Origin of the sequence: Amphritea pacifica (genome assembly GCF_016924145.1) — a bacterium.
GTDB lineage: Bacteria > Pseudomonadota > Gammaproteobacteria > Pseudomonadales > Balneatricaceae > Amphritea > Amphritea pacifica.
Map to the genome: position 1 here is coordinate 99,636 of NZ_JAFFZO010000005.1, position 21,410 is coordinate 121,045.

23 protein-coding genes are annotated in these 21,410 nt (G+C 51.8%); 20 read left to right on the plus strand and 3 right to left on the minus strand.

Annotation, left to right across the window (positions count from 1 at the left end):
• The first annotated feature begins 75 nt into the window (after nt 1-75).
• The 6 genes from lhpI (at nt 76) to JW499_RS03805 (ending at nt 7,700) form a co-directional block, all read left to right on the plus strand.
• The gene (gene lhpI, locus JW499_RS03780) at nt 76-1,041 is read left to right on the plus strand and encodes a bifunctional Delta(1)-pyrroline-2-carboxylate/Delta(1)-piperideine-2-carboxylate reductase (protein WP_205209346.1); all 966 of its coding nucleotides are present in this window, start codon (nt 76-78) and stop codon (nt 1,039-1,041) included.
• 42 nt (nt 1,042-1,083) lie between these two features.
• The gene (locus JW499_RS03785; RefSeq protein ID WP_205209347.1) at nt 1,084-2,361 is read left to right on the plus strand and encodes an NAD(P)/FAD-dependent oxidoreductase; all 1,278 of its coding nucleotides are present in this window, start codon (nt 1,084-1,086) and stop codon (nt 2,359-2,361) included.
• Between the two features lie 191 nt (nt 2,362-2,552).
• Complete coding sequence (locus JW499_RS03790; RefSeq protein WP_205209348.1) at nt 2,553-3,317, plus strand: TetR/AcrR family transcriptional regulator; 765 nt, start codon at nt 2,553-2,555, stop codon at nt 3,315-3,317.
• A 72-nt stretch (nt 3,318-3,389) separates the two neighbouring features.
• Nucleotides 3,390-5,711, plus strand: coding sequence for an efflux RND transporter permease subunit (locus JW499_RS03795; RefSeq protein ID WP_205209349.1), 2,322 nt, complete (start codon nt 3,390-3,392; stop codon nt 5,709-5,711).
• Nucleotides 5,708-6,496 (plus strand): outer membrane lipoprotein-sorting protein, encoded by a 789-nt coding sequence (locus tag JW499_RS03800; protein ID WP_205209350.1) that lies wholly within the window; start codon nt 5,708-5,710, stop codon nt 6,494-6,496. Before JW499_RS03795 ends, JW499_RS03800 begins: the two co-directional genes overlap by 4 nt.
• A gap of 1 nt (nt 6,497) precedes the next feature.
• Entirely contained in the window at nt 6,498-7,700 is a 1,203-nt protein-coding gene (locus tag JW499_RS03805) for a hypothetical protein (RefSeq protein WP_205209351.1), read from the plus strand.
• Between the two features lie 34 nt (nt 7,701-7,734).
• Here JW499_RS03805 and JW499_RS03810 read toward each other — a convergent pair whose 3' ends face one another.
• Nucleotides 7,735-8,580 (minus strand): ATP adenylyltransferase family protein, encoded by an 846-nt coding sequence (locus tag JW499_RS03810; RefSeq protein WP_205209352.1) that lies wholly within the window; start codon nt 8,578-8,580, stop codon nt 7,735-7,737.
• 89 nt (nt 8,581-8,669) lie between these two features.
• Here JW499_RS03810 and JW499_RS03815 point away from each other — a divergent pair, with 89 nt between their 5' ends.
• The 14 genes from JW499_RS03815 (at nt 8,670) to JW499_RS03880 (ending at nt 19,880) form a co-directional block, all read left to right on the plus strand.
• Nucleotides 8,670-9,131 (plus strand): flavodoxin family protein, encoded by a 462-nt coding sequence (locus tag JW499_RS03815; protein ID WP_205209353.1) that lies wholly within the window; start codon nt 8,670-8,672, stop codon nt 9,129-9,131.
• 105 nt (nt 9,132-9,236) lie between these two features.
• Nucleotides 9,237-9,473: a hypothetical protein gene (locus JW499_RS03820; RefSeq protein WP_205209354.1), complete on the plus strand. Its 237-nt coding sequence runs from the start codon at nt 9,237-9,239 to the stop codon at nt 9,471-9,473.
• A gap of 279 nt (nt 9,474-9,752) precedes the next feature.
• A complete protein-coding gene (locus JW499_RS03825; RefSeq protein WP_205209355.1) occupies nt 9,753-10,883 on the plus strand; it encodes a hypothetical protein in 1,131 nt (376 codons plus the stop codon).
• Nucleotides 10,876-11,400, plus strand: coding sequence for a hypothetical protein (locus JW499_RS03830; RefSeq protein WP_205209356.1), 525 nt, complete (start codon nt 10,876-10,878; stop codon nt 11,398-11,400). Before JW499_RS03825 ends, JW499_RS03830 begins: the two co-directional genes overlap by 8 nt.
• Before the next feature lie 18 nt (nt 11,401-11,418).
• On the plus strand, nt 11,419-12,060 hold the full coding sequence (locus JW499_RS03835) for a hypothetical protein (protein ID WP_205209357.1): 642 nt from the start codon (nt 11,419-11,421) through the stop codon (nt 12,058-12,060).
• A gap of 14 nt (nt 12,061-12,074) precedes the next feature.
• Entirely contained in the window at nt 12,075-12,563 is a 489-nt protein-coding gene (locus tag JW499_RS03840; protein WP_205209358.1) for a hypothetical protein, read from the plus strand.
• Between the two features lie 38 nt (nt 12,564-12,601).
• Nucleotides 12,602-13,162: a hypothetical protein gene (locus tag JW499_RS03845; RefSeq protein ID WP_205209359.1), complete on the plus strand. Its 561-nt coding sequence runs from the start codon at nt 12,602-12,604 to the stop codon at nt 13,160-13,162.
• Nucleotides 13,163-13,187: 25 nt separating this feature from the next.
• On the plus strand, nt 13,188-13,751 hold the full coding sequence (locus tag JW499_RS03850) for a hypothetical protein (protein WP_091353143.1): 564 nt from the start codon (nt 13,188-13,190) through the stop codon (nt 13,749-13,751).
• Nucleotides 13,752-13,800: 49 nt separating this feature from the next.
• The gene (locus JW499_RS03855; protein WP_205209360.1) at nt 13,801-14,712 is read left to right on the plus strand and encodes a coiled-coil domain-containing protein; all 912 of its coding nucleotides are present in this window, start codon (nt 13,801-13,803) and stop codon (nt 14,710-14,712) included.
• Nucleotides 14,713-14,733: 21 nt separating this feature from the next.
• Nucleotides 14,734-15,399, plus strand: coding sequence for a hypothetical protein (locus JW499_RS03860; protein ID WP_205209361.1), 666 nt, complete (start codon nt 14,734-14,736; stop codon nt 15,397-15,399).
• A gap of 6 nt (nt 15,400-15,405) precedes the next feature.
• Nucleotides 15,406-16,689, plus strand: coding sequence for a PASTA domain-containing protein (locus tag JW499_RS03865; RefSeq protein ID WP_205209362.1), 1,284 nt, complete (start codon nt 15,406-15,408; stop codon nt 16,687-16,689).
• A 17-nt stretch (nt 16,690-16,706) separates the two neighbouring features.
• Nucleotides 16,707-17,282, plus strand: coding sequence for a PASTA domain-containing protein (locus JW499_RS03870; RefSeq protein ID WP_205209363.1), 576 nt, complete (start codon nt 16,707-16,709; stop codon nt 17,280-17,282).
• Nucleotides 17,283-17,300: 18 nt separating this feature from the next.
• A complete protein-coding gene (locus JW499_RS03875) occupies nt 17,301-17,654 on the plus strand; it encodes a hypothetical protein (RefSeq protein ID WP_205209364.1) in 354 nt (117 codons plus the stop codon).
• A gap of 84 nt (nt 17,655-17,738) precedes the next feature.
• A complete protein-coding gene (locus JW499_RS03880; RefSeq protein ID WP_205209365.1) occupies nt 17,739-19,880 on the plus strand; it encodes a hypothetical protein in 2,142 nt (713 codons plus the stop codon).
• A 12-nt stretch (nt 19,881-19,892) separates the two neighbouring features.
• Here JW499_RS03880 and JW499_RS03885 read toward each other — a convergent pair whose 3' ends face one another.
• Together JW499_RS03885 and JW499_RS03890 are read right to left on the minus strand one after the other, a co-directional pair.
• Nucleotides 19,893-20,768, minus strand: coding sequence for a DMT family transporter (locus JW499_RS03885; protein ID WP_205209366.1), 876 nt, complete (start codon nt 20,766-20,768; stop codon nt 19,893-19,895).
• Between the two features lie 19 nt (nt 20,769-20,787).
• On the minus strand, nt 20,788-21,249 hold the full coding sequence (locus JW499_RS03890) for an Lrp/AsnC family transcriptional regulator (protein ID WP_205209405.1): 462 nt from the start codon (nt 21,247-21,249) through the stop codon (nt 20,788-20,790).
• Between the last annotated feature and the right edge of the window lie 161 nt (nt 21,250-21,410).

Sequence of the window (21,410 nt, forward strand, 5' to 3'; positions counted from 1 at the left end):
TCGGTAGTCTGAGACAACTCCTTGAGCTTATTTCCAGCTAACATTACTGAAAACGGCTAAATAAGAGAAGCAGTTATGCAACTGAACGCGAAACAGGTCCGTGATGCACTGCCCTGGGATCGATTGATCGAAGCACTTAATGAGATTTTTACCAAACAGGTTTCTGCCCCTGTTCGCCATCATCATAGCATCAATGTGCCCAATGAGCCTCAGGCTACCCTGTTGCTCATGCCTGCCTGGCTGGAAGGCGAGTATCTGGGGGTGAAACTGGTCAACGTTTTCCCCGGTAACAGTGCCCGTGGTCTGCCTGGCTTGAACAGTCATTATATCCTGTCGTCCGCAAAAACTGGCGAGCCGCTGGCCCGGCTGGATGCCAACGAACTGACTGCACGGCGAACCGCTGCTGCTTCTGCGATGGCATCCGCGTATCTTTCCCGCGAGGACTCAACTGAACTGTTAATGGTAGGGGCCGGGCGGATGAGTCGCTACCTGATACCGGCGCATTTGAGTGTACGGCCGATTGCCAGCGTGCGGGTGTGGAACCGTAATGAGGCTACGGCAGCAAATTTAGTCGCAGAGCTGAAAGCCGACGGTATTCAGGCGCGGGTCTGTCCTGCGGAGCAACTGGAAGCCGCTGCGAAAACAGCCGATATCATCAGCTGTGCGACACTCTCTACCACCCCTCTGATTAAAGGTGAGTGGCTCAAGCCCGGTGCTCATCTGGATCTGGTAGGGAGTTTTACCCCCACGATGCGAGAGACTGATAACATTGCGATGCAACGCTGCTCGGTATTTGTCGATGTGCGTGCCGGGGCTCTGAGTGAAACCGGCGATCTGATTATTCCGATCAGGGAGGGGGCTATTAGCGAAGAGATTATCAAAGCAGAGTTTGCGGAACTGTGCAGCGGTCAGCATAAAGGACGGGCTGAACTGGACGATCCGCAAAATGCTATCACCCTGTTTAAATCGGTGGGTGATTCCCGTGAAGATCTGGCTGCGGCGGTGCTGGCGTATCAGCAGACCGAGCAGTATCAGAATTGATTCCGGCTGAACACCAGCCCGTCAGATTTTAGGAAAAAGCAGATGGCATTATCAGAGATGGCGCAGAACGATGAACACTCCAATGGTTCGGTTGCGGTTATTGGCGCGGGAGTGGTCGGGCTCTGCTGTGCCCTGGAAGCTCAGCGTAAGGGTTATCAGGTGACGCTGTTTGATCGCGATGAAGTGGGGTTGGGAGCCTCATTTGGTAATGCAGGATATCTGGCGACTGAGTTGATTGAGCCGCTTTCAAATCCGCAAACCCTGCGCTCAGCGCTGTCACTGTGGTTGAATCCGAAAGGACCGCTATTTTTGCCGCTGCAATATCTTACGCGCATTATCCCCTGGCTGTTCCGTTTTGTTGGTGCATCGGCGATAGAAACGCTGCAGCGTAGTCGCAAAGGCCTGATTCAGCTTAACCGCGAGGCGATTGCGGCCTGGCAGCGTTGTCTTACGGATATTGACGCCACTGAGCAGATTATAAAGTCTGGTTATCTGCTGGTGTGGGAATCGGCCGATAAAATCGAGGCCGCCCGCCAGCATCAGGCCTGGTTGAGGGACAACAGTATTGACGCAGAGCTGGTTCAGGGAGAACGGTTGGCGCAACTGGAGCCTGAGTTGGCCAAAACCGTGAGTCATGCGCTGTTTTTTCCGGATGCCTGCCGTGTCAGAGAACCTTATCTGCTGTGCACGCGGTTGTTTTCGGCTTTTATCGAGCGCGGCGGTGTGTTTATTCAGCAAAGCGTTACGCAGGTCAGGCCATCCGGCCGGCAGGTGACAGTCTTCACTGAACCGCAGGATTATCGCTATGACACTGCGATGATCTGCGCAGGTGCCTGGAGTAAAACGCTATTGAGTGATATGGGGATTAACGTGCCGCTGGAGGCTGAGCGGGGCTATCATCTGACGATCCCTGAAGCTGGTTTCATGCTCAGACATACGATCGGTTCCGCCGAACGGCGTTTTGTCATGGGGCCGCTGGAGAGTGGTTTGCGGGTGGTGGGGATGACCGAGCTGGGGGGGCTGAAGCTTCATCCCTTTAAGCAGCGCTTCGATGTGTTGCGTTACCATAGCCGTCAGCTTCTGCCAGGCCTGAATACTCCTGAGCTTGAAGTCAGCGAGTGGATGGGGCACCGGCCAACGCTGCCAGACTCGCTGCCGGTGATTGATCAGCATCCGCAACACCCGCAGATCTTGTTTGCTTTTGGTAACCAGCATCTGGGGTTAACTCAGGCCGCCGTTACCGCTGAACTGACGCTCAAACTGCTGCAGAAAGAGGTCAGTATGATTGATATGAGCCTGTTTAAGGTGAACCGCTTTTGAATCGATGACGGGGGCAGCAGCGTTATGATGTAATTGTATCCTGGAACCGTTTTAATCCCCCTGCTGAAAGCGGCGCAATGGCCCCTATTTAATTTTAACGACTAAATTTCATTGGATTGTCATCATTTTTAACTTGCAGACGGCGCTTTATTTTCTATAATTGACGAATCGTCATTTATGTAGAGGTCTGTATGAGTCCACGCCAAATCGATAGTCAAACCCGTGATCAACGTGAAGAGGAGTTGCTGGATGCAGCGATGATTCTGATCGGTGCTCAGGGAGTAGAAGGGTTGACGATGGATAAACTGGTGAGTGCAGTGCCGTATTCTAAAGGCACCGTATACGGCCATTTCAGCGGAAAAGAGGACCTGTTGCTGGGGCTGTGTAACCGCGGTATGGCGCTTTTAGTCAGCATGTTCAAAAGGGCTGAGTCGTTTGAAGGTGTCACCCGGGAGCGGCTGTTGGCCTGGATCTATGGTTATCAGCTTTATGCCCGTCTGTACCCCATGTTTTTTATGCTGGTTATCACCGCTAAAGCACCGGGTGTGGCAGAAAAGGCCTCAGAGCGACAGCGCGAGAAGCATATTCAGCTTCAGGCATTACTGAGCGAAGGGCTGCTTGGGCTTATTCGGCAGGCACTGGAAACCGCTGAATGTGGGAACCCATTGAATATGACTGCTGAGCAGATCGCGTTTGCTAACTGGTCGGCATCGTTTGGCTCAATCTCTTTACTCAGTAGAGGGACTGACAGGTGCAATATCCGTGCAGGTCTGGCGTTAGAGGAATCTCTACTGGCCAATGTCAGTCTTGTTCTGGATGGCCTGAACTGGCGCCCTTTGTCTTCCCAGTTTGACTACAACACCAGTCTTGAACGAATCCGTTGTGAGATCTTTGCCGACGAAGTTGCGCTGTTAACAGCGGGAGAGATGAACCATGAGCGTTGCAGCAGTCTATAGACTGCGATTTAGCCGACGGCGTAGCCGTTTTTTTAAATATAACACTGACGAATCGTCACTAAAGGCCTCACGATGAAGGAAAAATTGTTTGCTGTAGTTTTGCGTCACCCGGTTTTGATTCTGCTGGCCTGTCTTGTGTTGACCGTTTTGGCAACAGTAGGTGGAAAAAATCTGGTTTTTAAAAGTGATTACCGGGTGTTTTTTAGTGAAGAAAATCCCCAGTTAGTGGCTTATGAGTCGATCCAGAATATCTTTAACAAGAGTGACAATGTCGCTTTTATTGTGATTCCGGCCGACGGGGATATCTACACCCCTGAACATCTGCAACTGCTCAGACAGATTACCACCGATGCCTGGCAGATACCCTATTCTACCCGGGTTGATTCGATTGCAAACTATCAGCATACCTGGGCGGAAGAGGACGATATGATCGTTGAGGATCTGGTCTCAGAGGGCCAGCCGCTGGACCCGTCTGCCCTCGACCGGATACGAGAGATTGTTAATACTGAGCCGATACTGCTGAACAAGATTGCATCGGTTAAAGGCCAGGTGTCACTGGTGAATGTGACCGTGCAGATGCCGATGATCGATCCGGTGGCTGAGGTGCCTGAGGTTGTTGCCAGGGTGCGCGAAATTCAGCAGAAGTATATGGCGGAAAACCCGGGACTGGAGATCAAACTGTCCGGCATCGTGATGATGAACAACAGCTTCGCCGAGTCTGCACTGAAAGATAATGCTACCCTGATCCCTATCATGTTTGGCGTGGTGGTGCTGACGATGCTGGTGTTGTTGCGTACGTTCAGCGGCACCTTTTCAACAGTCATTATTATTGCTGCCAGTATCGCTGCTGCAATGGGGCTGGCCGGCTGGAGCGGGATGTTTCTCACCGGGCCATCGGCCAGTGCGCCAACGATGATTCTGACGCTGGCGGTAGCGGATTGTATCCATATTCTCAGTACCATGTTTTATGAGATGCGTCGCGGTATCGCGAAACGCGATGCGTTGCTGGATAGCCTGCGGATCAACTTTCAGCCGGTGATGCTCACCAGCGTGACCACTGCGATCGGATTTCTGAGTATGAACTTTTCTGACTCTCCTCCTTTCCGTGATCTGGGCAACATTGTTGCGGTAGGGGTGATGCTGGCGTTTCTTTTCTCCATCACGCTGTTTCCGGCGCTGCTGATGGTATTGCCGGTGCGGGTCAGAAAGACCCGGGAAGAGGATCGTGACTGGACCCGTTCACTGGCAGCGTTTGTCACTTCCAAGCGTCGTATTCTGCTACCGGGGATGAGTGTCTTTATGCTGTTGTTGATCGCGTTTTTGCCGATGAACCAGCTCAATGATGATTTTGTGAAATATTTCGATACCTCTGTGCCGTTTCGTCAGGCCACCGACTATATGCAGGATAATCTGTCGGGTATGACCATGATGGAGATCTCCATAGACTCCGGTGAGTCCAGTGGTATCAATGATCCGGCGTTTCTGAAAAAACTGGGAGTCTTCAGTGACTGGTTGCGATCCCAGCCGGAGACCGATCATGTTAGTACCCTGACAGATACACTGAGGCGGTTGAATAAAAATATGCATGGGGATGATCAGAGCTACTATCGTCTGCCCGAGGACCGGGAGTTGTCGGCTCAGTATCTGTTGCTCTATGAGATGTCGTTGCCCTATGGACTTGACCTCAATAATCAGCTGAATGTAGATAAATCCTCGGTGCGCGTAGTCGGCACATTTAAGAATCTTACCAGTAATGAACTGGTGTCACTGGAGGAGCGGGTGCAGAACTGGTTTGCCAGAAATGCCCCTGAATATCAGGTGCAGACTACCGGCCCGAACCTGATGTTTGCTCATATCAGTCAGCGGAATATTAAGAGTATGCTGTCAGGTATCGCACTGGCTCTGGTGCTGATCTCTCTGCTGCTGGGCTTTGCTCTACGCTCCGTTCGTTTTGGTCTGATCTCTCTGCTGCCAAATCTGGCACCTGCAGCGATGGGGTTCGGCTTGTGGTATCTGATCGATGGTCAGGTGGGACTGGGCCTCTCCGTTGTGGCGGGTATGACACTGGGGATTGTGGTGGATGATACGGTCCATTTTCTGAGTAAATACCTGTACGCCCGACGCCATCGGGATGCAGACTCTGTTGCCGCCGTTCAGTACGCTTTTGGCAGTGTTGGCCGGGCGCTCTGGATTACGACATTTGTCCTGGTGTGCGGCTTTATGGTGCTGGCACAGTCCAGCTTTAAACTGAATGCCGATATGGGGTTCCTCACGGCACTGACAATCCTGATTGCACTGGTGGTGGATTTTCTCTTTTTGCCTCCATTGTTGATGGTGTTCGATAAAACTAAGATTGAAACGCCCGCTACAACCTCTCAAGGAGTTGAACGATGAATCTGACTAAATCTTTTTATCTGCTGCTGTCACTGACTATTTTTAGTGGCCCGGTATTGGCTCAGACGCCTGAGGAGCGAGGGCTGGAGATCGCCAGAGAAGTAAAACAGCGGGATTTTGGCTGGGCCGATATGCAGGCCGAAATGTTAATGGTGTTGCGTAATAAACAGGGAGAAGAGAGCGTTCGGGAGATCCGTATCAAGTCGCTGGAACAAGAGGGCGATGGTGATAAGAGCCTGACGATATTCGATAAACCCCTGGATGTAAAAGGCACTGCATTTCTGAGCTTTTCCCACCCGCTTGAAGCGGATGATCAGTGGCTCTATCTGCCAGCGCTGAAGCGGGTAAAGCGGATCTCATCCCGAAACAAGTCCGGCCCGTTTATGGGATCGGAGTTTGCCTACGAGGACCTGTCTTCATTTGAGATTGAAAAATACAGTTACAAATACATCAGGGATGAATCCTGTGAGGGGGGCACCTGCTTTGTGGTAGAGCAATACCCGGTGGACAAAGATTCCGGTTATACACGACGGGTGGCCTGGATCGATCAGGATCAATACCGGGTCTGGAAAGTGGAATTTTATGATCGTAAGAACAGTTTGCTGAAAACCCTGAATTTCAAAGGTTACCAGCAATATCTGGACAAATACTGGCGGGCAGATCTGCAACAGATGATCAATCATCAGACGGGTAAAAGTACCGATCTGAAATGGAGTGGATATCAGTTCAGGGTTGGCCTGAATGACTCTGACTTCAATAAAAACACCCTGAAGCGGGCCCGCTGATATGTGTAAACGTGTATGGCTCTCCGGGTTATCGGTGTTGCTGCTCAGTGGCTCTGCGGCAGCGGATGAGGTGTTTTTTGAATACAGCGGCAGGCTTTCCGGTGAGCTGCAGGGCTATTTCCATGAGGGGCAGTTTAATGGTCAGGGGTATCACAGCAATGCTTCGCTGGCGCTGGAACCTGAACTGTACTGGGAGTTTAACGGAGGTAATGACTCCGTTGTGTTTACCCCCTTTTACCGGCTGGATCAGCGCGACGATGAGCGTACCCATGGTGATATCCGTGAGCTGAGCTGGATCCATGTGGGCGACGACTGGGAGCTGCGTTCAGGACTGCGTAAAGTGTTCTGGGGGGTGACTGAGTTTAACCATCTGGTGGATGTGATCAATCAGACCGATGCCGTGGAAGATAGCGATGGCGAAGACAAGCTGGGTCAGCCGATGGTCAATCTGTCTCTGGTGCGGGACTGGGGTATCGTCGACCTGTTTGTGTTGCCGGGGTTCCGCGAGCGTAGTTTCGCCGGGCACGAAGGCCGGACCCGTTCGGGGCTGGTGGTGGACACCGCTAACGTTCGCTATGAGGCTGGTGATGGCGATCAGCATATTGATACGGCTGTGCGCTGGAGTCAGAGTTTTGATCTGTTCGATGTCGGCCTGTACTGGTTTAACGGCACTAACCGTGATCCCCGTTTAGAGGCAGCACTCATTCAGGGTAAACCGGTGCTGGTGCCGGTCTATGAGCAGATGGATCAGATCGGCTTTGATGGTCAGGCAACTCTTGACAGCTGGTTGTGGAAGCTCGAACTGTTGTGGCGTGATACCCCTTCAGACCGTTACAGCGCGATGCAGGCCGGGGTTGAATATAGCTTCTATGGTGTCAGTGACACCACCACTGATGTCGGCGTGCTGGTGGAGTATGGCTGGGATGAACGGGGGATCGATGCGGATACTATTTTCCAGAATGATCTGTTCTTAGGTAGCCGTATAGCTCTGAATGATGCCGCCAGTACTGAGTTTCTGGTTGGGCTTGGCTATGATCTTGATTTTGATAGCCGTAGTCTGTTTCTGGAAGCCAGCAGCCGCTTTGGAGAACGCTGGAAACTGAGTCTTGATGCCCGGTTGTTTGATGCCCGGGATAACCGCGATCTGATGGTTAATATTGAGCAGGATGATCTGCTGCAACTGACCGCTGATTACTATTTTTAGGTGCCTGGTTTTTAACTGCACAGACGACCGGAATTTACTGTGTAACAAAACCAAGTGCCTGAGAGATTCCCGCCGCTTTCAACGCGTCAGCCTGGGTCTGGTTTTTAACCAGCAGAGCGCCGCAAAAAGCCAGGGCATTGAATGAGACTCCGGCGAAGGATTCGCTGCTGCGGGGCACCAGCATCAGCCATTCCCGGCAAAGCAGCAGGTTGTAAGCCATCTTTGCCTGCCGGGTTGAGTGGCGGATCTGCAGACGTTGCAGAAGGATCAGGTAATGGTTATGCAACCATTGCACGGTGTCCTGAGTGTCACCGATATTATCCGGCAGGCGCACCCGGGCGTGCCGGAAGGGCAGTTCAGCGTCCGGTTCCGGGATAGCAGAAAAGCAATTTAATGTATTGCTCAGTGGCAGATCAGTCGGTCTGACGGGAATCAGTTGCAGATGTTTATGGGGCTGACTGGCTCCCGCTACCCGGCCACCATTATAGAAAACAACGCCGTCAATCTCGCGAAGTGCCATCAATGCTGCCCTGAAATCTGATAGCGTCAGCAGGTGAGTCTGAGGCTCAAAATTCCGGGTCACCAGCAGCAGGTGGTTATCGATGACACTGAATTTGTTTAACAGACAGATATGTTTCGCACCGATGTCAGCCACATAAAGTTCGGGATCATAGGGTTTAAACGGGTTAACAGAGCGGTTTGCAGCCTGTTTAATCCGCCGGTCATTTTCTTTAGATTGCAGGCTGCTGAGCGTTCTTAACTGATAACTAAAGGGCGCTTCATACACTGTTTCAATCGTCGTACTGATTGGTTGCAGGGCGCCGCTGTTAAGGGCTGCCTGAGTGGTAGCCAGGGTTTTCTGCCAGAGTGAAAGGGTCATGCGCTAGCTCCGGATACGATCAGGTTTTCAGATTACGCAGGCGAAATGCTGTTGTATAGTAAAGACAGATTATCCGCCAGAGAAAAAAGATGAAACAGTTACTGCTGGTGGCCCATGCCCCTTCCGAAAACACCCGGCTAATGGCAGAGGCCACTTTAAAAGGGGCCCGACATCCGGATATTGACGCAGTGCAATGTCGCTGGGTTGAGCCGCTGAAGGCGACACCGGAAGATGTTCTGGGCTGCGATGCAATTATTCTGGGAACGACTGAGAATCTGGGCTATATGAGTGGCGCGCTGAAAGATTTTTTTGATCGCTGCTATTACCCCTGTCTGGAGACAAAGCAGGGCTTGCCCTGTGCTCTCTATGTTCGCGCAGGTCATGATGGTACCGGTACCTGTCGCGCCGTAGAAACCATCTGTACCGGTTTGCGCTGGCACTGGATTCAGCCCCCTTTGGTGTGCAAGGGGGATTGGCAGGAAGAATTTTTACAGCAGTGTGAGGGGCTCGGTATGACCATGGCGGCAGGTTTAGAAATGGGAATTTATTGATCTGTGTCGCAGTTTTCTGATCAGAAAATAGTCAGCCTGATTGTGCAGTGCGGAAGCTGGTATTATACTTACGTCTGAATGTTGATCAGATCAGGAGATACGCCCATGAAGCAATCGGTGTTTACCGGAATAGAGTGCGATGATCGCCGTATAGCCAGCGAGCTTCAGGCGATGGGATACTATGATGAGTATGGTTCAGAGTCCCAGTCTGCTGTTAGCAGAGTGATCGATGCTGTCGGTAATTTTGTCACCTGGATGCGCTGGAAAGGCGAAGTGGGTGTATATGGTTGCCGCGTAGGTGCTGATTATGCCCGCTACATGGAAGCGAAAGTCAGCGCCTGATTGTCAGTTCCCCTCTCTCTTAAAAGCCGCTCCCTGAGCGGTTTTTTTTATTACTTTTATTCTCTCCGCCGAAAAAAACAAATTTCAAACTTTTGTTTGATTACTCAGAAATATCTCCTATGCTTTTTTTACCTGTCTGGATCAGAGATAAAACAATAAAGATACAGGCCTGCCCGAGAGATATGAAACTCTAGAAGTTTGATGGTTACGCTTTACGTCACTCTTAGAAACGTCCCTGGTTACAGGCGGTATCCTTACTTTATTCAGGGTGAATCTATCGTGCATCAGGAAAGCTATCAGCAGGATCGCTACCAGGTAAGGGTTCTGGGTGTAGGAAATGCAGATGTTCTGTCGATCGGACGTTTTCATCAACGTCTGGGGTTAAGCAAACAGGATTGTATACGCCGTATTCTGACGGCCCCGTCAGTTTTACAGTCGGAGCTTGATATCAGTTCAGCAGAAGCGATGGTCAATGTACTCAGGGGCGCTGATCTGCCCTGTGAGCTGGTGCCCCAGAGTGAACAGCTTACCCCGTCTCAGGAACGTTTTGAAATAGCGGTCTATATCACCGACTTTACCCATATCACCTCGTTTATTACCGATCTTGCGCTGTTCACCGGGCAGGGGAGTGAAGAGTTGCTTCGTTGTCTCGTTAAAACTCCCGCCATCATTCTCGGAAACCTTTCGGAAAAAGTTGCCGCAGAGTTGATAACCCGTTTCAGTAAACCCGGTATTGAGTTGATCAGGTCCTGTAGCGCAACCGCCAGATATACGGTGGTTGCCTATGCTCCGGGGGGAGATCAGAGCCTGGCTGACTACTATCGGACGTTTGGTTTGCAGCGGGCAGGCGATCAGGCTGAACAGACCCAGTGCTGGCAACTGACTGATCTGACACTGGAGAAAGCCCAAACCCTTTGGCAGCAAGCCAATGAGCTGCATCTGCCGCTGGTGATTCATAATCAGGATTATTACCGCTTTGATCTGCTGCTTAAATCGGTCCCCCTTGATGCCGCGGCAAGACAGCAAGTCTCCCGGGTGCTGGCAGAGGCGCTGGGGATACCCCAACATCTGCATCTGCGACTTTTTGAACAGCTGCCCATGGTACTGAAACGCTGCATCAGGATTAACGATTATGACTCTGTACTGACCTCTCTGGCGGCGCAGGGATGTGACGTCACAGCAGAGTGGGTTGGTGGCTTCCGTTTTGATCTGCGGTTTGACACGGGGGAGCAGCGTTCCCGGTTAGAAAAATTGTGCGCCGCGATTATGGGACGCCCCCTTACATTTACAGAATCAGGTGCCGGCTGGTCGGTGAAGGCCGATGCCAATCTGCATCAGGGGTTGTGGATTCAGTACGAGGCAGCCCAGTCAGGTATTCATTGCAGACTGATGAGAAGTGGACATGAGTAACTCAGAGATCCCCAAAGTTAAACTTGATGCCGTTCTTGAGCAGGTAGGCAAAAGCCTGCGTCAACAAAAGTATGAAGCCGCTCTGCTGATGCTGCAAAAACTGTTGCAGGCCGGTATGGCGCAGCAGTTTCCCCTGTTACTGCAGCGTTATATTTCAGAGTTGGTGTTTGAGTGTCTGGAACTGGCGGGAGAGGACCAGGCGGCGCTGGAGTATTGCGAACGGGCGATAGCCGAGTATGAAGAGAAGCGGGATTGTACCTCTGCAGCGGTAGCCAATGATCTTGCACTGCTCAGGTTTCGCAGAATCTGCCTGTTGGTCAAGCTGGATCAGCATCTGCAAGCCCGAGACGCCGTAGACGCGTTTCAACACTCCCGTTCATTACAGGACAAAATCCGATATCACAAACTGTTTACACGCATTCTGAAATACTCCAGCGCAACAAGAAATCAGCTGTTGAGAGAGCAGAAACAGATGGGTTCGTTTCAGCTGTCACAACAATTAATCGTGTCTGCATAACTCAGCGAGGTCAGGGAGATGAATTTTGATAATCAGGTAGCCGGGATGACACCGGGACAGGCGCTGATGGATGTGCCTATCCCGAAGTTAATTGAGAACACCGCCAAAGCGATAGCGGCTGCACAGTATGAACTTGATTCTACCTCAGTACGTGCGGCAACCATGCTGAGTGAAACCCGGATCAGTTTTAACGATGTCGATGGCACCTCCCGGGAACGGAGTCTGCTGGAACTGGGTTTTATCCCTCAGTTTTACCATTTTAAAGAGACGGAGATGGAGTTCAAAGTGACCATCTCTGTGCGGGTTGAAGCCGGTATCGATTTTGGTGTGGAAGCAGGGCTCGGCACTACCGAGAGTGCGGGTTTGCCTGTCGCTTTTGCCGGCACTATCTCTTTCGATCTGCATCATAAATATGAGTTCGATATGGAAGCGGTTTCACGGATAAAAACCACCATGAAATCGGTTCCACCCCCTCAGGCGTTTCTTGATGCTATTCGTAATCATGCCGCCTCGGGTGGGGGATCAATCACTGCGCCTGATGGCCCGGCGCCAACGCCAGATCCGGTTGAGCCTGCGCCTGCAGATCCTGCCGATCCGACACCGGCAGACCCCTCAGATCCGGCAGACCCTGCTGATCCAACCCCGGCTGATCCTGGCTGACAGAGGATTGATCTATGTCCAATAACAAAGTGATGGCCTCACTGGAAAAATCTCCACTCCCGGGGCTTCTGACCCAACTGGGTACAGCAATCGCCTCTGCACAGAGAGAGCTGGACAACAATTCGATCCGGATGGCGATGCAACTGGGCGATGCTGAAGAGCATGGTGTTGATATTGGCGATGGTGAGAAGGTTTCACTGATATCACTGGGGTTTGCTCCGGTGTTTTATCATTTCAATGAGGCCACCATCGATATCAGAGTGTCGCTGTCAACATCGACCACCACTGAAACCAAATTTGGCACCTCTGCAACCGTTGGTGGTGCTTACTACTTTGTCATGTTTGCGGCGACGGTCAGTGCCGAATTCAGCAATAAATACAGTTTTTCGTCCGAGGCCAGCAGCTCAATTACTGCCCGGATCTCGTCCATTCCACCGCCCAATGCCTTTCAGAACTGGATTGCCAGCAGGCAGCAGGCTGCTCAGCCCACTGATACCGAATAAAGATGATCTAACAGCTACAGGTTAGCAAGGAGAGAACTATGTCGATCGGTCAGGAACTGCTCAATGTCCCCATGGGGGAGATGATAAGAGAGATGGCATTTGCAATTGCAGATGCTCAGTATGAACTGGATGAGGCCAGTATCCGCGTAGCTCAGATGATGGGCGGGCGGGTGCCTATTCTGGATGAGACCGGCACGGTTACCGGAACCGAAGATACGCGGGTCTATTTTGGTACCGATGAGGATGATAAGGCGCAGAAAGTCAGTATGCTGGAACTGGGATTTTCACCAACGTTTTATCAGTTCACCAATAATATTATCGAAGTCAAAATAGCAATCAAAATCGTTCGTGAAAGCTCCTATACCCGCAATACCAAAACTACCGGTACCAGCCGTAGTAAGCCCGCTTTTGGTGGCTTTTTTGGCGGTAGTTCCAAGCTGAGAACCACCACCGTGGATGCAACCTATTCCAGTAAATACAGTTATAGCGCTGAAGGGGCGAGTCTGTTGCGTTGCAATCTGGTGCCTATTCCACCCCCGGCCATTTTTGAAGAGCGGGTAAGAGACCTGTTTGAGACGGATGAAGAAGCCGATGGTTAATCACGCAAACTAAAGGAGAGCAGTTATGGCCAGACCAAGTATCGGACGTGAACTGAGCGATGTCCCCTTTGGCGAGATGATCACCAGCATGGGGCTTGCGATTGCTGAAGCGCAGTATGCGATGGATGAAACCAGTCTCAGACTGGCCCAGATGATGGGCGGTGAGTATGAGGTGCCAGAAGTTGATCCGATTACTGGTGATATAACCACCGTCACCAAGAAATCGCTGGTGAAGTTTGATGGTGAGGAGATGTCGCTGATTGAGCTTGGGTTTACCCCAACCTTCTATCAGTTCACTGAATCACTGATAGAGATAAAAGTCTCGATCAGCTTCACGCAGAGTTCAGAGTTTGAGCGCAAATCATCCACTAAAACCATCAGTGCGATGGCTGGTGGTTTCTTAGGCATGGGGATGGCGCGGGCCAGAACAACATCGGTCAGTGCCCGGTATGCCAATAAGTTTAACTATAGCGCCGAAGGCTCAAGCCTGATGAGAACCAAAATCTTACCCACCCCTGCACCCGCTGTACTGGAGGAGCGGATCAGGGCGATTGTAGAACGAAACAAGCCAGCACCTGCTGATGGCTAGGCTGTTAAGGGATGAGCTGTTAAAGGATGAGTTTTAAGAGAATAGTCTGATGGCGACCGAGTATCTTGACTGGACCTCGCTCGAAGCTGTAGCCGAACCAACTGATGGTCAACCAGCGTTAGATTCATCCGGGTGGGATAGCAGCAACAGTGAGCAGCCCCGGCAGCGAGTGTTAACCGACCTGCTGGAGATGGACGATGTTCCGGATGAGCTGAAACAGCTGGTCAATCGTCAGCGGGAGCTGGAACAGCAGCTGGATCAACTGACGGGCAGCGCGCCGTTGCCGGACTGGAATGAACAGCGCTTTGTGATGCCCCAGCATAGTGCTGAATCCCGGTTGGCGGATAAACACACCGCGCAGCGTCTGGAGGAAAATCGCAGCCGTGTCAGGCAGCAGCTTAATCAACGACAGCTATCACGCTTGCAACTTGAACGGGGGCTGAAAGAGGCTGAGCTCGCCCGGCACGAAAAACTCAGGCAGAAAAAAAGTCAGACTCTGCAGTTGCAGCAGCGTCTGAGTCAACTGGAACTGGAAAAGCAGAGGGCGCAACGGCATAAGGCGTTGATCAGGTTAAAAGAGCTGCAGCGGCAACTTGATCAGAACTATCAGCGTCAGCAGCGAATATTGAAACGTGCGTTACACCAGCGTCAGGAAATGAGACTGGCAACGGCACGGGATCTGGCTAAAAGGCAGCGTCTGCAACAGGCCCGTGTGGCTCAGCGGCAGGACCAGCAGCAATGGCAGGCCAGGAGAACCCGATTGCAGATGATGCAGAAAGCGGCTCTGGCAGAGGCGCGGATACAGGCGCGGCAGCAGCAGGATATGCTTGAATCGCTTATCCGCCGTGCTGAAACACAGCGAGAGCAACGCCTGGCCGAATTATCCCGGCAGCGGCAAGCGGTTCGCGCGGAAGAGAGACGAAAGGCTGCCAAACAGGAACGAATGCAATTTTTCAGTTGATCAGGACCTGGAGAGATTTGAATGGATGATGTAGCGAAAGGGCAAAATCTGGATGATTTTCTGATCAATCTGGCGGATGGGCTGAGTAAGGCTCAAAGCCGGTTGAATCAATATCCGGTCATGAATGCGATGGGGCAGCAAAGCATGGTCTACCACATCCCGCGTATGGAGTTTGAACTTAAACTGCAGATGACTGCGTCAGAGGCGCCGGCATCGTCCGGGTCGGGGGGGCACCTGTCTCTGCAGAAAAAATCCCGGGTGCAATTTCTGCCGGTGAAAGCATCACAACAACACAGTAGTAGTTCTGCCACCAGTATTATCAAAGGGGTGTTTGTTGCAGCTCCGCTTGATTCAAGCGTGGCGCAGGTTCAGCTCAGCCTCAGTGTTGAGAAGAAGAGTGCGCGCAAAGCTCAGGTTAACATTGTTGTTCGGGCGGCCCCGGGTCACTCGGTGCAGGGGGCTGTTGTGGAGCTGAATATTGATCGCGAGCTGTCGGAAAAGCTCAATCAGACCCCGTTAAAACCCGCCACCCGACTGGAACAGGCCTCTCTGGCGTTGAATCAGGAGGGCACAGCTTCAACGGAGCTGATGATCTCCAATCAGGAGTCAGAAGGGCAGGTTATCGCCCTGATAGCCGATCTGTTCGGGCAGACTCAGACACTTTTGTACCGCTTTGAACAGGGATGATGACCTATGGCAATCAAAATCAAAGCCGTATTACGGAGCAGTGATAATAAAGCGCTGGGCAGTACCGATGCACAGCTGTTTTTCTATACCCTGAATGGCGGGACAAAGCTTGTTGCATCGGGGCGTAGCAGTGCAAATGGTGCACTGACTATGGAGGCGAGTACCCGTTTGAGTGGTTTTTTACCCCGTGTTCTGCTGAAGGTAAATCTGAATAATAAGTGGGTGAATGCCAGTAATACCCCAAAATCCTACAGTCAGGCGACCATTGATTTCGGCACGGTAAAACTGAGCAGTGAGCCCGTGCTGACGCTGGCGACAACGACTTTACATGCCATTCCGGCAGTTACTGCAGGTACCACAGCGGTCGCAGCTGATACTAATAAGCTCAGGTTATTAGAAACTCAGAATCTAAAACTGACCAATGAGGCGAAAAACCTGACAGAGCAGTTGAAGAGCAAAGAAAAGGCGCGCAAGTCACTGGAGGCAGAGCTGCAGAGTCGTCCCACTGTGCAGATGCTGAATGCAGAGAAAACTCAGGTCAGGGATTTAACCGCCCGGTTGAAGGCGCGGGACGAGCGGATTACCCAGTTGGAGAGGGGCAGTGGACAACTGAGCGAGATCAGCCGTCAGCTGGAATTGAAAGAGCAACAGCGCAAGCAGCTAGAGGTTGAACTCAATAAACGGCCCACAGTTGAGATGCTCAACATACAGAAGGGGCTGGTGACCGATCTTAAGGGCCAGCTTAAGTTGAAAGACAACCGCATAGCGGAGCTGGAAGAGCGGATTAGCCGGGGTGGGGCTACAGTCCCGATCAAATCAACCACCGTTAAAAGTGAAGATCTGATCTTTTCTACATCGCAGGCGATCTCCCGTGCCAGTGACAAACTGGTGAAGCAGGGAGGCTATCGCATCAGCAAAGCCAGCGTCGATCTGAAAGTTGTGGCGTCGGCTAACCACACCGATCTGATGTTGTTTGAAAGTGCGGATGACCTTGCCCGTATCCCCTCAAACTGCTTTGGCAACGTCAGCTTCGATATTGATCTGACCGATACCGGGGAGACCGCAACTCCCGCCGCTACCGATCTTAAAATGCCTGATGTTACGGGCTATACCCGCCAGCTTGCCGAGCGAAAACTGGATGGATTACAGGATCAGCTGTTCTGGTATGAACAGCAGTTATCGGAAAAAGATCCTTTTTCCGCCGGGCAGATCATTCGTCAGCATCCGAAAGCAAATACCCCATTGCAACCTGATACTCAGATCATTCTGATCGTTGGTGTCGGTATCTGATTATCAAGGAGACAATTATGGCAGATAACCCGTTTTCAACCGTACTGGCTGCCCCGTTGGGCGACATGATTGCCGAGATGGGGATCGGTGTTGCTCAGGCGCAATATGCGATCGATGCAAAAACCATTGAGAACCTGAAACAGATCTACAGTCTGGATGATGAGCTGCTGAAAGAGATGCGCCGTATCGGCTACCGGCCCACCTGGTATGTGATACCGGAGGCCGAAGCCGAGATCAGCATGGCACTGACGATACAGCAGACAACAGGCAGCGACCGGAAAGTTAAAACTGAGATCAGAGGGACCTCGGTTGATGCTGCATATCAGAATCAGTATGACTTCAAAATAGAGGGCGCCAGCACGCTGAAACTGACATTCAGACCGGTTCCTGCACCTCTGGAGGTTGATAACATGCAGGTTGTTCCACTGCTGGCAGGCATTCCTCTGGGAGAAGCCAAAGCGCTGCTGGGGAAGATCGGTATCGAATACAAGGTCTCCAGGGCAAACGCGAAGGACAGCGATATTGTCGCCTCGACGACGCCTGTGGCAGGGTCATTTATCGATGCAGGCAAACATATCTTGGTAGGCGTATAAGCGCCTGAGGAGTCTGGAATGAGTAATGGAGGTCAGCGGATCGAATCGCTGTTAAGACGTATTTCACAGCAACAAAATGCCCCGGCAGGGGAGCTGTTTGATCTGCAAAATCCGATAGCCGGAGGTTTAGGCCGGGTCAGCTCGGTGAGTCTGATCAATAACAGTCGCCAGAATCAACAGGGCTTCAGCAGTCTGATCTCAACCATGAGAATGCTGCACGATATGCCGGGACAAAACTCCCAACAGCTACAGCGCAGTCTGGACCAGCAGTCGGCATGGCCTGACCCCAACGCTGTTCCCATGCCTCCGGGGGATAGCCGGTTCGATACAGAACCGGATCCTGCGACAGATGGTGATGAAGAGCCCGATTAATAATCCCAACCGAAACACGAGCTGGTAAAGCCCGCTTTGTCAGCGTGAGGTCCCGGTGTTAGTCAAACGTTAAGGAGTAAACCGATGTGCAATGATGTGTGCGAAGCCAGTACTCCGGGCGCTGATGTCAGTCAGGAGTTTGCCTGTATCAGTGATGCGGTGAACTATTCAGAAATTTATAACCAGCAGATTGATGATGTCCGCAATGTGGAACGCAATGAGCGAACCCGGACCGCAGGTGTGTTTCTCTATCGAATCGCCAATTTCGATTATCCACTGGTTCGGGTCGAGCTGGATGCCTATCGTCAGGCGAATGGTCCGACCACAATCGGCGAACTGGCGCAGGTGCTGCATCTTGAACGTACGACCCTGTTTAACCGTATTCTGGACTGGCATGCGGGGCCTAATGGTCATGTCAGAGCGTTTCTCTACCGGCGATATGTGGGGGGAGATGCGACCTCAGTAGAGGATCAGGTTGCTGCTTTGCGAGAGATCAGACAGGGCGGCTCAGGTGTGCCTGTTTACCATCGCTGGCGATTACCCTCTGGCAGGAATTACCGCCTGATTCTGCCCAGAAGTGAAGCCCTGGAGCAGGAGATTGCCCTGAATCGTACGGCGCTGGTATCGGCGGATATTCAGCAGCTCAGCGCATCACTGTCTGCTGAGATGGATGATGCGATGGCTAAAGCGGAGCGGGTGGCTGCCAATCAACAGGCGCTGGGGCGGATTCTGCAGCCATACAAACAGGAGCTGGGAGCGCTTGAGCTGTTAATGGAATTTATCGATCTGGCTGAGGTTAACCCCGACTCGGCTTACTCCTCATCTGAGCAGGCAAAGATCGATACGCTGCAGAGTAAACTCAATACGCTGAAAGGTCATGCCGACAGCACATTTGGACGTGAGCCCACTCAGAGAGCCCGTTCACTGCAGCAGGCGATCAGACGGGATACCGATAGTCTGTATTCAATGCTGGAAGGTGACAGTCGTTTGAATGAACTACTGATCCAGGCCTGTAATAGTGACTCTATGATTACCAGCAGTTTTATGCAGGGTGTCTATAGCAAGCTGGGTGCCTGTTACCGGGTTATCATGACCAGCAATCATGCTGAAACATTGATAACTGAACGTTTGCAGCCGGCCCTGGAGATGATTGTCAGTAATGAGTGGCGCAGTTTTGTCAATCCCTCCTGTCTGGCTACCGTTGCCGGGAAGCTGAGTATTGTGCCAACCATTGCCGGTAACCTGCCGGGACCACCGTCGTTACTGATGGTGGTGATGGAAGCATCGATGCCGAAAATGATCCAGATCGCCTCTCAGAATCCGACCAGTGGACGTATTTTGAGGGATCTGAGTGTTCAGGTGACCGCCAGACTGATCGGCTTAACCGATGCCAATAAAGCCGAGTTTATCCGCCGTCTGAGCTCTGCAGAGCCCGGTGAGGTGCTTGGAGTGCGAGGCTGGAGTGAGAGAATCGTCAACTCTAATGTGATCAGCAGCCCCGGCTGGGGTGTCTTCATGTCGATGATTACCGGTATTCTCTTTCTCAATGCTTTCGTCAGCGCCGCGACTACGACGACTGACAGTATGATTACCCGAATCCGCTTATGGGGCGACACGGTGGCTCAGTTTTCCAACTTCGCTAACTCGCTGATCCAGGCGCTACAGCGGTTTAAATTTGTTCGTCAGGGGGTACTCGGAACCGCCGGGACAAGCCGGGTGTTGGGCATTATTGGATCTCTGGCAGCGATCGCCTCCAGCACTGCGCTGATGGCCGAAGAGTATCGTACCCGGGATTATGCCGGTATGACAGTGGCAGGCTTTGGCTTGGCCAGTGGTGTTCTGAGTCTGGCTGGATTTATGTTGTGGATGTCTGCAGGAACAATAGAGGTGCCTCCATTGGCCGCAGTACTATTTGTAGCGGCCCTGATCGTGGGGCTGGTTGGGGCAATTATCGGGCTGTTCACCTCGGATTCCAATGGTGAAGCGTTGGTTGAGGGATTGGTTGAGCATATGGCTGACGCCGACCTGTTCTCCCGTCAGCTACGTGGTGATCCGCGCCTGAATCGCTATTATGAGGATGTCAGACGATACCATCATAGTGTCACCATTAATGACCTGCGCAGTAGTGCCAGAACGGCACTCAACTATCTGTTTGGTCTTGATCAGATCACAGATTCAGAAAAACGGGAGCAGACTGAAGAGCTGATAGACGCACTGATTGCGTAGCTGGGAGCTGTTTTAGCGTTTGTGCTTCAGTTGCTGAAACAGCACCCCACCGATGATGAGTACCAACCCGATAACAGTTGAGATCATGATCGGTTCGTTGGCAACTGTAGCGAGCAATATCAGAGACAGAGGTGGAGACAGATAGACCAGATTGCTCAACTGGGCGGTGTTATCGGTCATCCGCATCGCCTGCATCCACAGCAGAAAGGCAAAGCCCATTTCAAAGGTGCCGATATAGATGCCGCCAGCGACCGCCTGCCAGGGGATCAACGTCACTTCACCCTGCAGTAACAGAAGAACACTCAGAATGGGCAGGCTCAGGCCAAAGCAGAGCAGTAGTGAGACGACGGCGTCCCTGGGCTTGCGGGTATTCAGAATCCAGTAACTGGCAAAAAAAACTGAACTGCCCAGCCCCAGAGTGACCCCCAGGGGGTTCCTGAACTCCAGTGCCAGCAGATCTCCCCGGGTCGCGATAACCAGCACTCCGCCGTAAGCCAGCAGAATGCTGATCACGTTTTTCAGGGTGAATTTTTGTCCCAGAAACGGCACTGCAAGAATGCTCAGCACCACCGCCCAGGTATAGTTCAGTGCCTGGGCCTGTTGCGCCGGTAACATATCGTATGCGGCGAACAGAATCAGATAATAAAGGGTTGGATTGAGCAGGGCTAACAGCAGAAAGTAACCGGGTGACTCTTGCAGATACTGGCGTGCCAGGGGAAGTTTACGCTGCGCAATGGTGGCTACCGATAGAATAACAAAGGTCGTGGTCACAGCGATCCAGAGCATCTGCAACGGGCTGATGATTGATAATGTCAGCTTAAATGCAGTGGCCACAGTGGACCACATCAGCACCACAGAGAGTGCCAGAATAAGTGAGGTGCGGCTCAACGTGTTGTCTCAGAACAGATCAAAGCAGTTTCGATTCGATGTCTTTGACATCTTCCATCACGACAAAGGTGCTGGTTTGAGTGACATAGGGCAGGGAGGATATTTTTTCCCCGAGCACTTCGCGATAGGACTCCATTCCAGTGGTGCGGACTTTAAGCAGATAATCAAAATTAGCGGCGATCATATGGCATTGTTCGATCTCAGGAATTTCACGAACGGCAGCGTTGAAAGCGTGCAAGGCTTTGGTTTTGGTATCACTCAGGGTTACCTGAACAAATGCGACATGCTTTGTCCCGAGCTTTTTCTGATCGACCAGAGCGATGTAACCGAGGATATAACCCTGTTCTTCCAGACGCTTCATACGGATCTGGCAGGGCGTTTTCGACAGGCCGACCCGCGAAGCCAGCTCTGTGACAGTGATACGGGCATTTTTCTGCAGCTCACGCAGAATGGCCATATCCAGCTTGTCCAGTTTATCCAAATTATCCATACGATTTCACAGTTCTGGTTGTTCGTTTGTTTAATTGATCGTTATGAGAAGGATACGGCTAAAAAAAATAAAAATACAGTGAAAAAGACTTCTATTCTTTTCCTATACTTTGATATTAACTAATACGTCCCGTTTTTTATACCTATCCTATT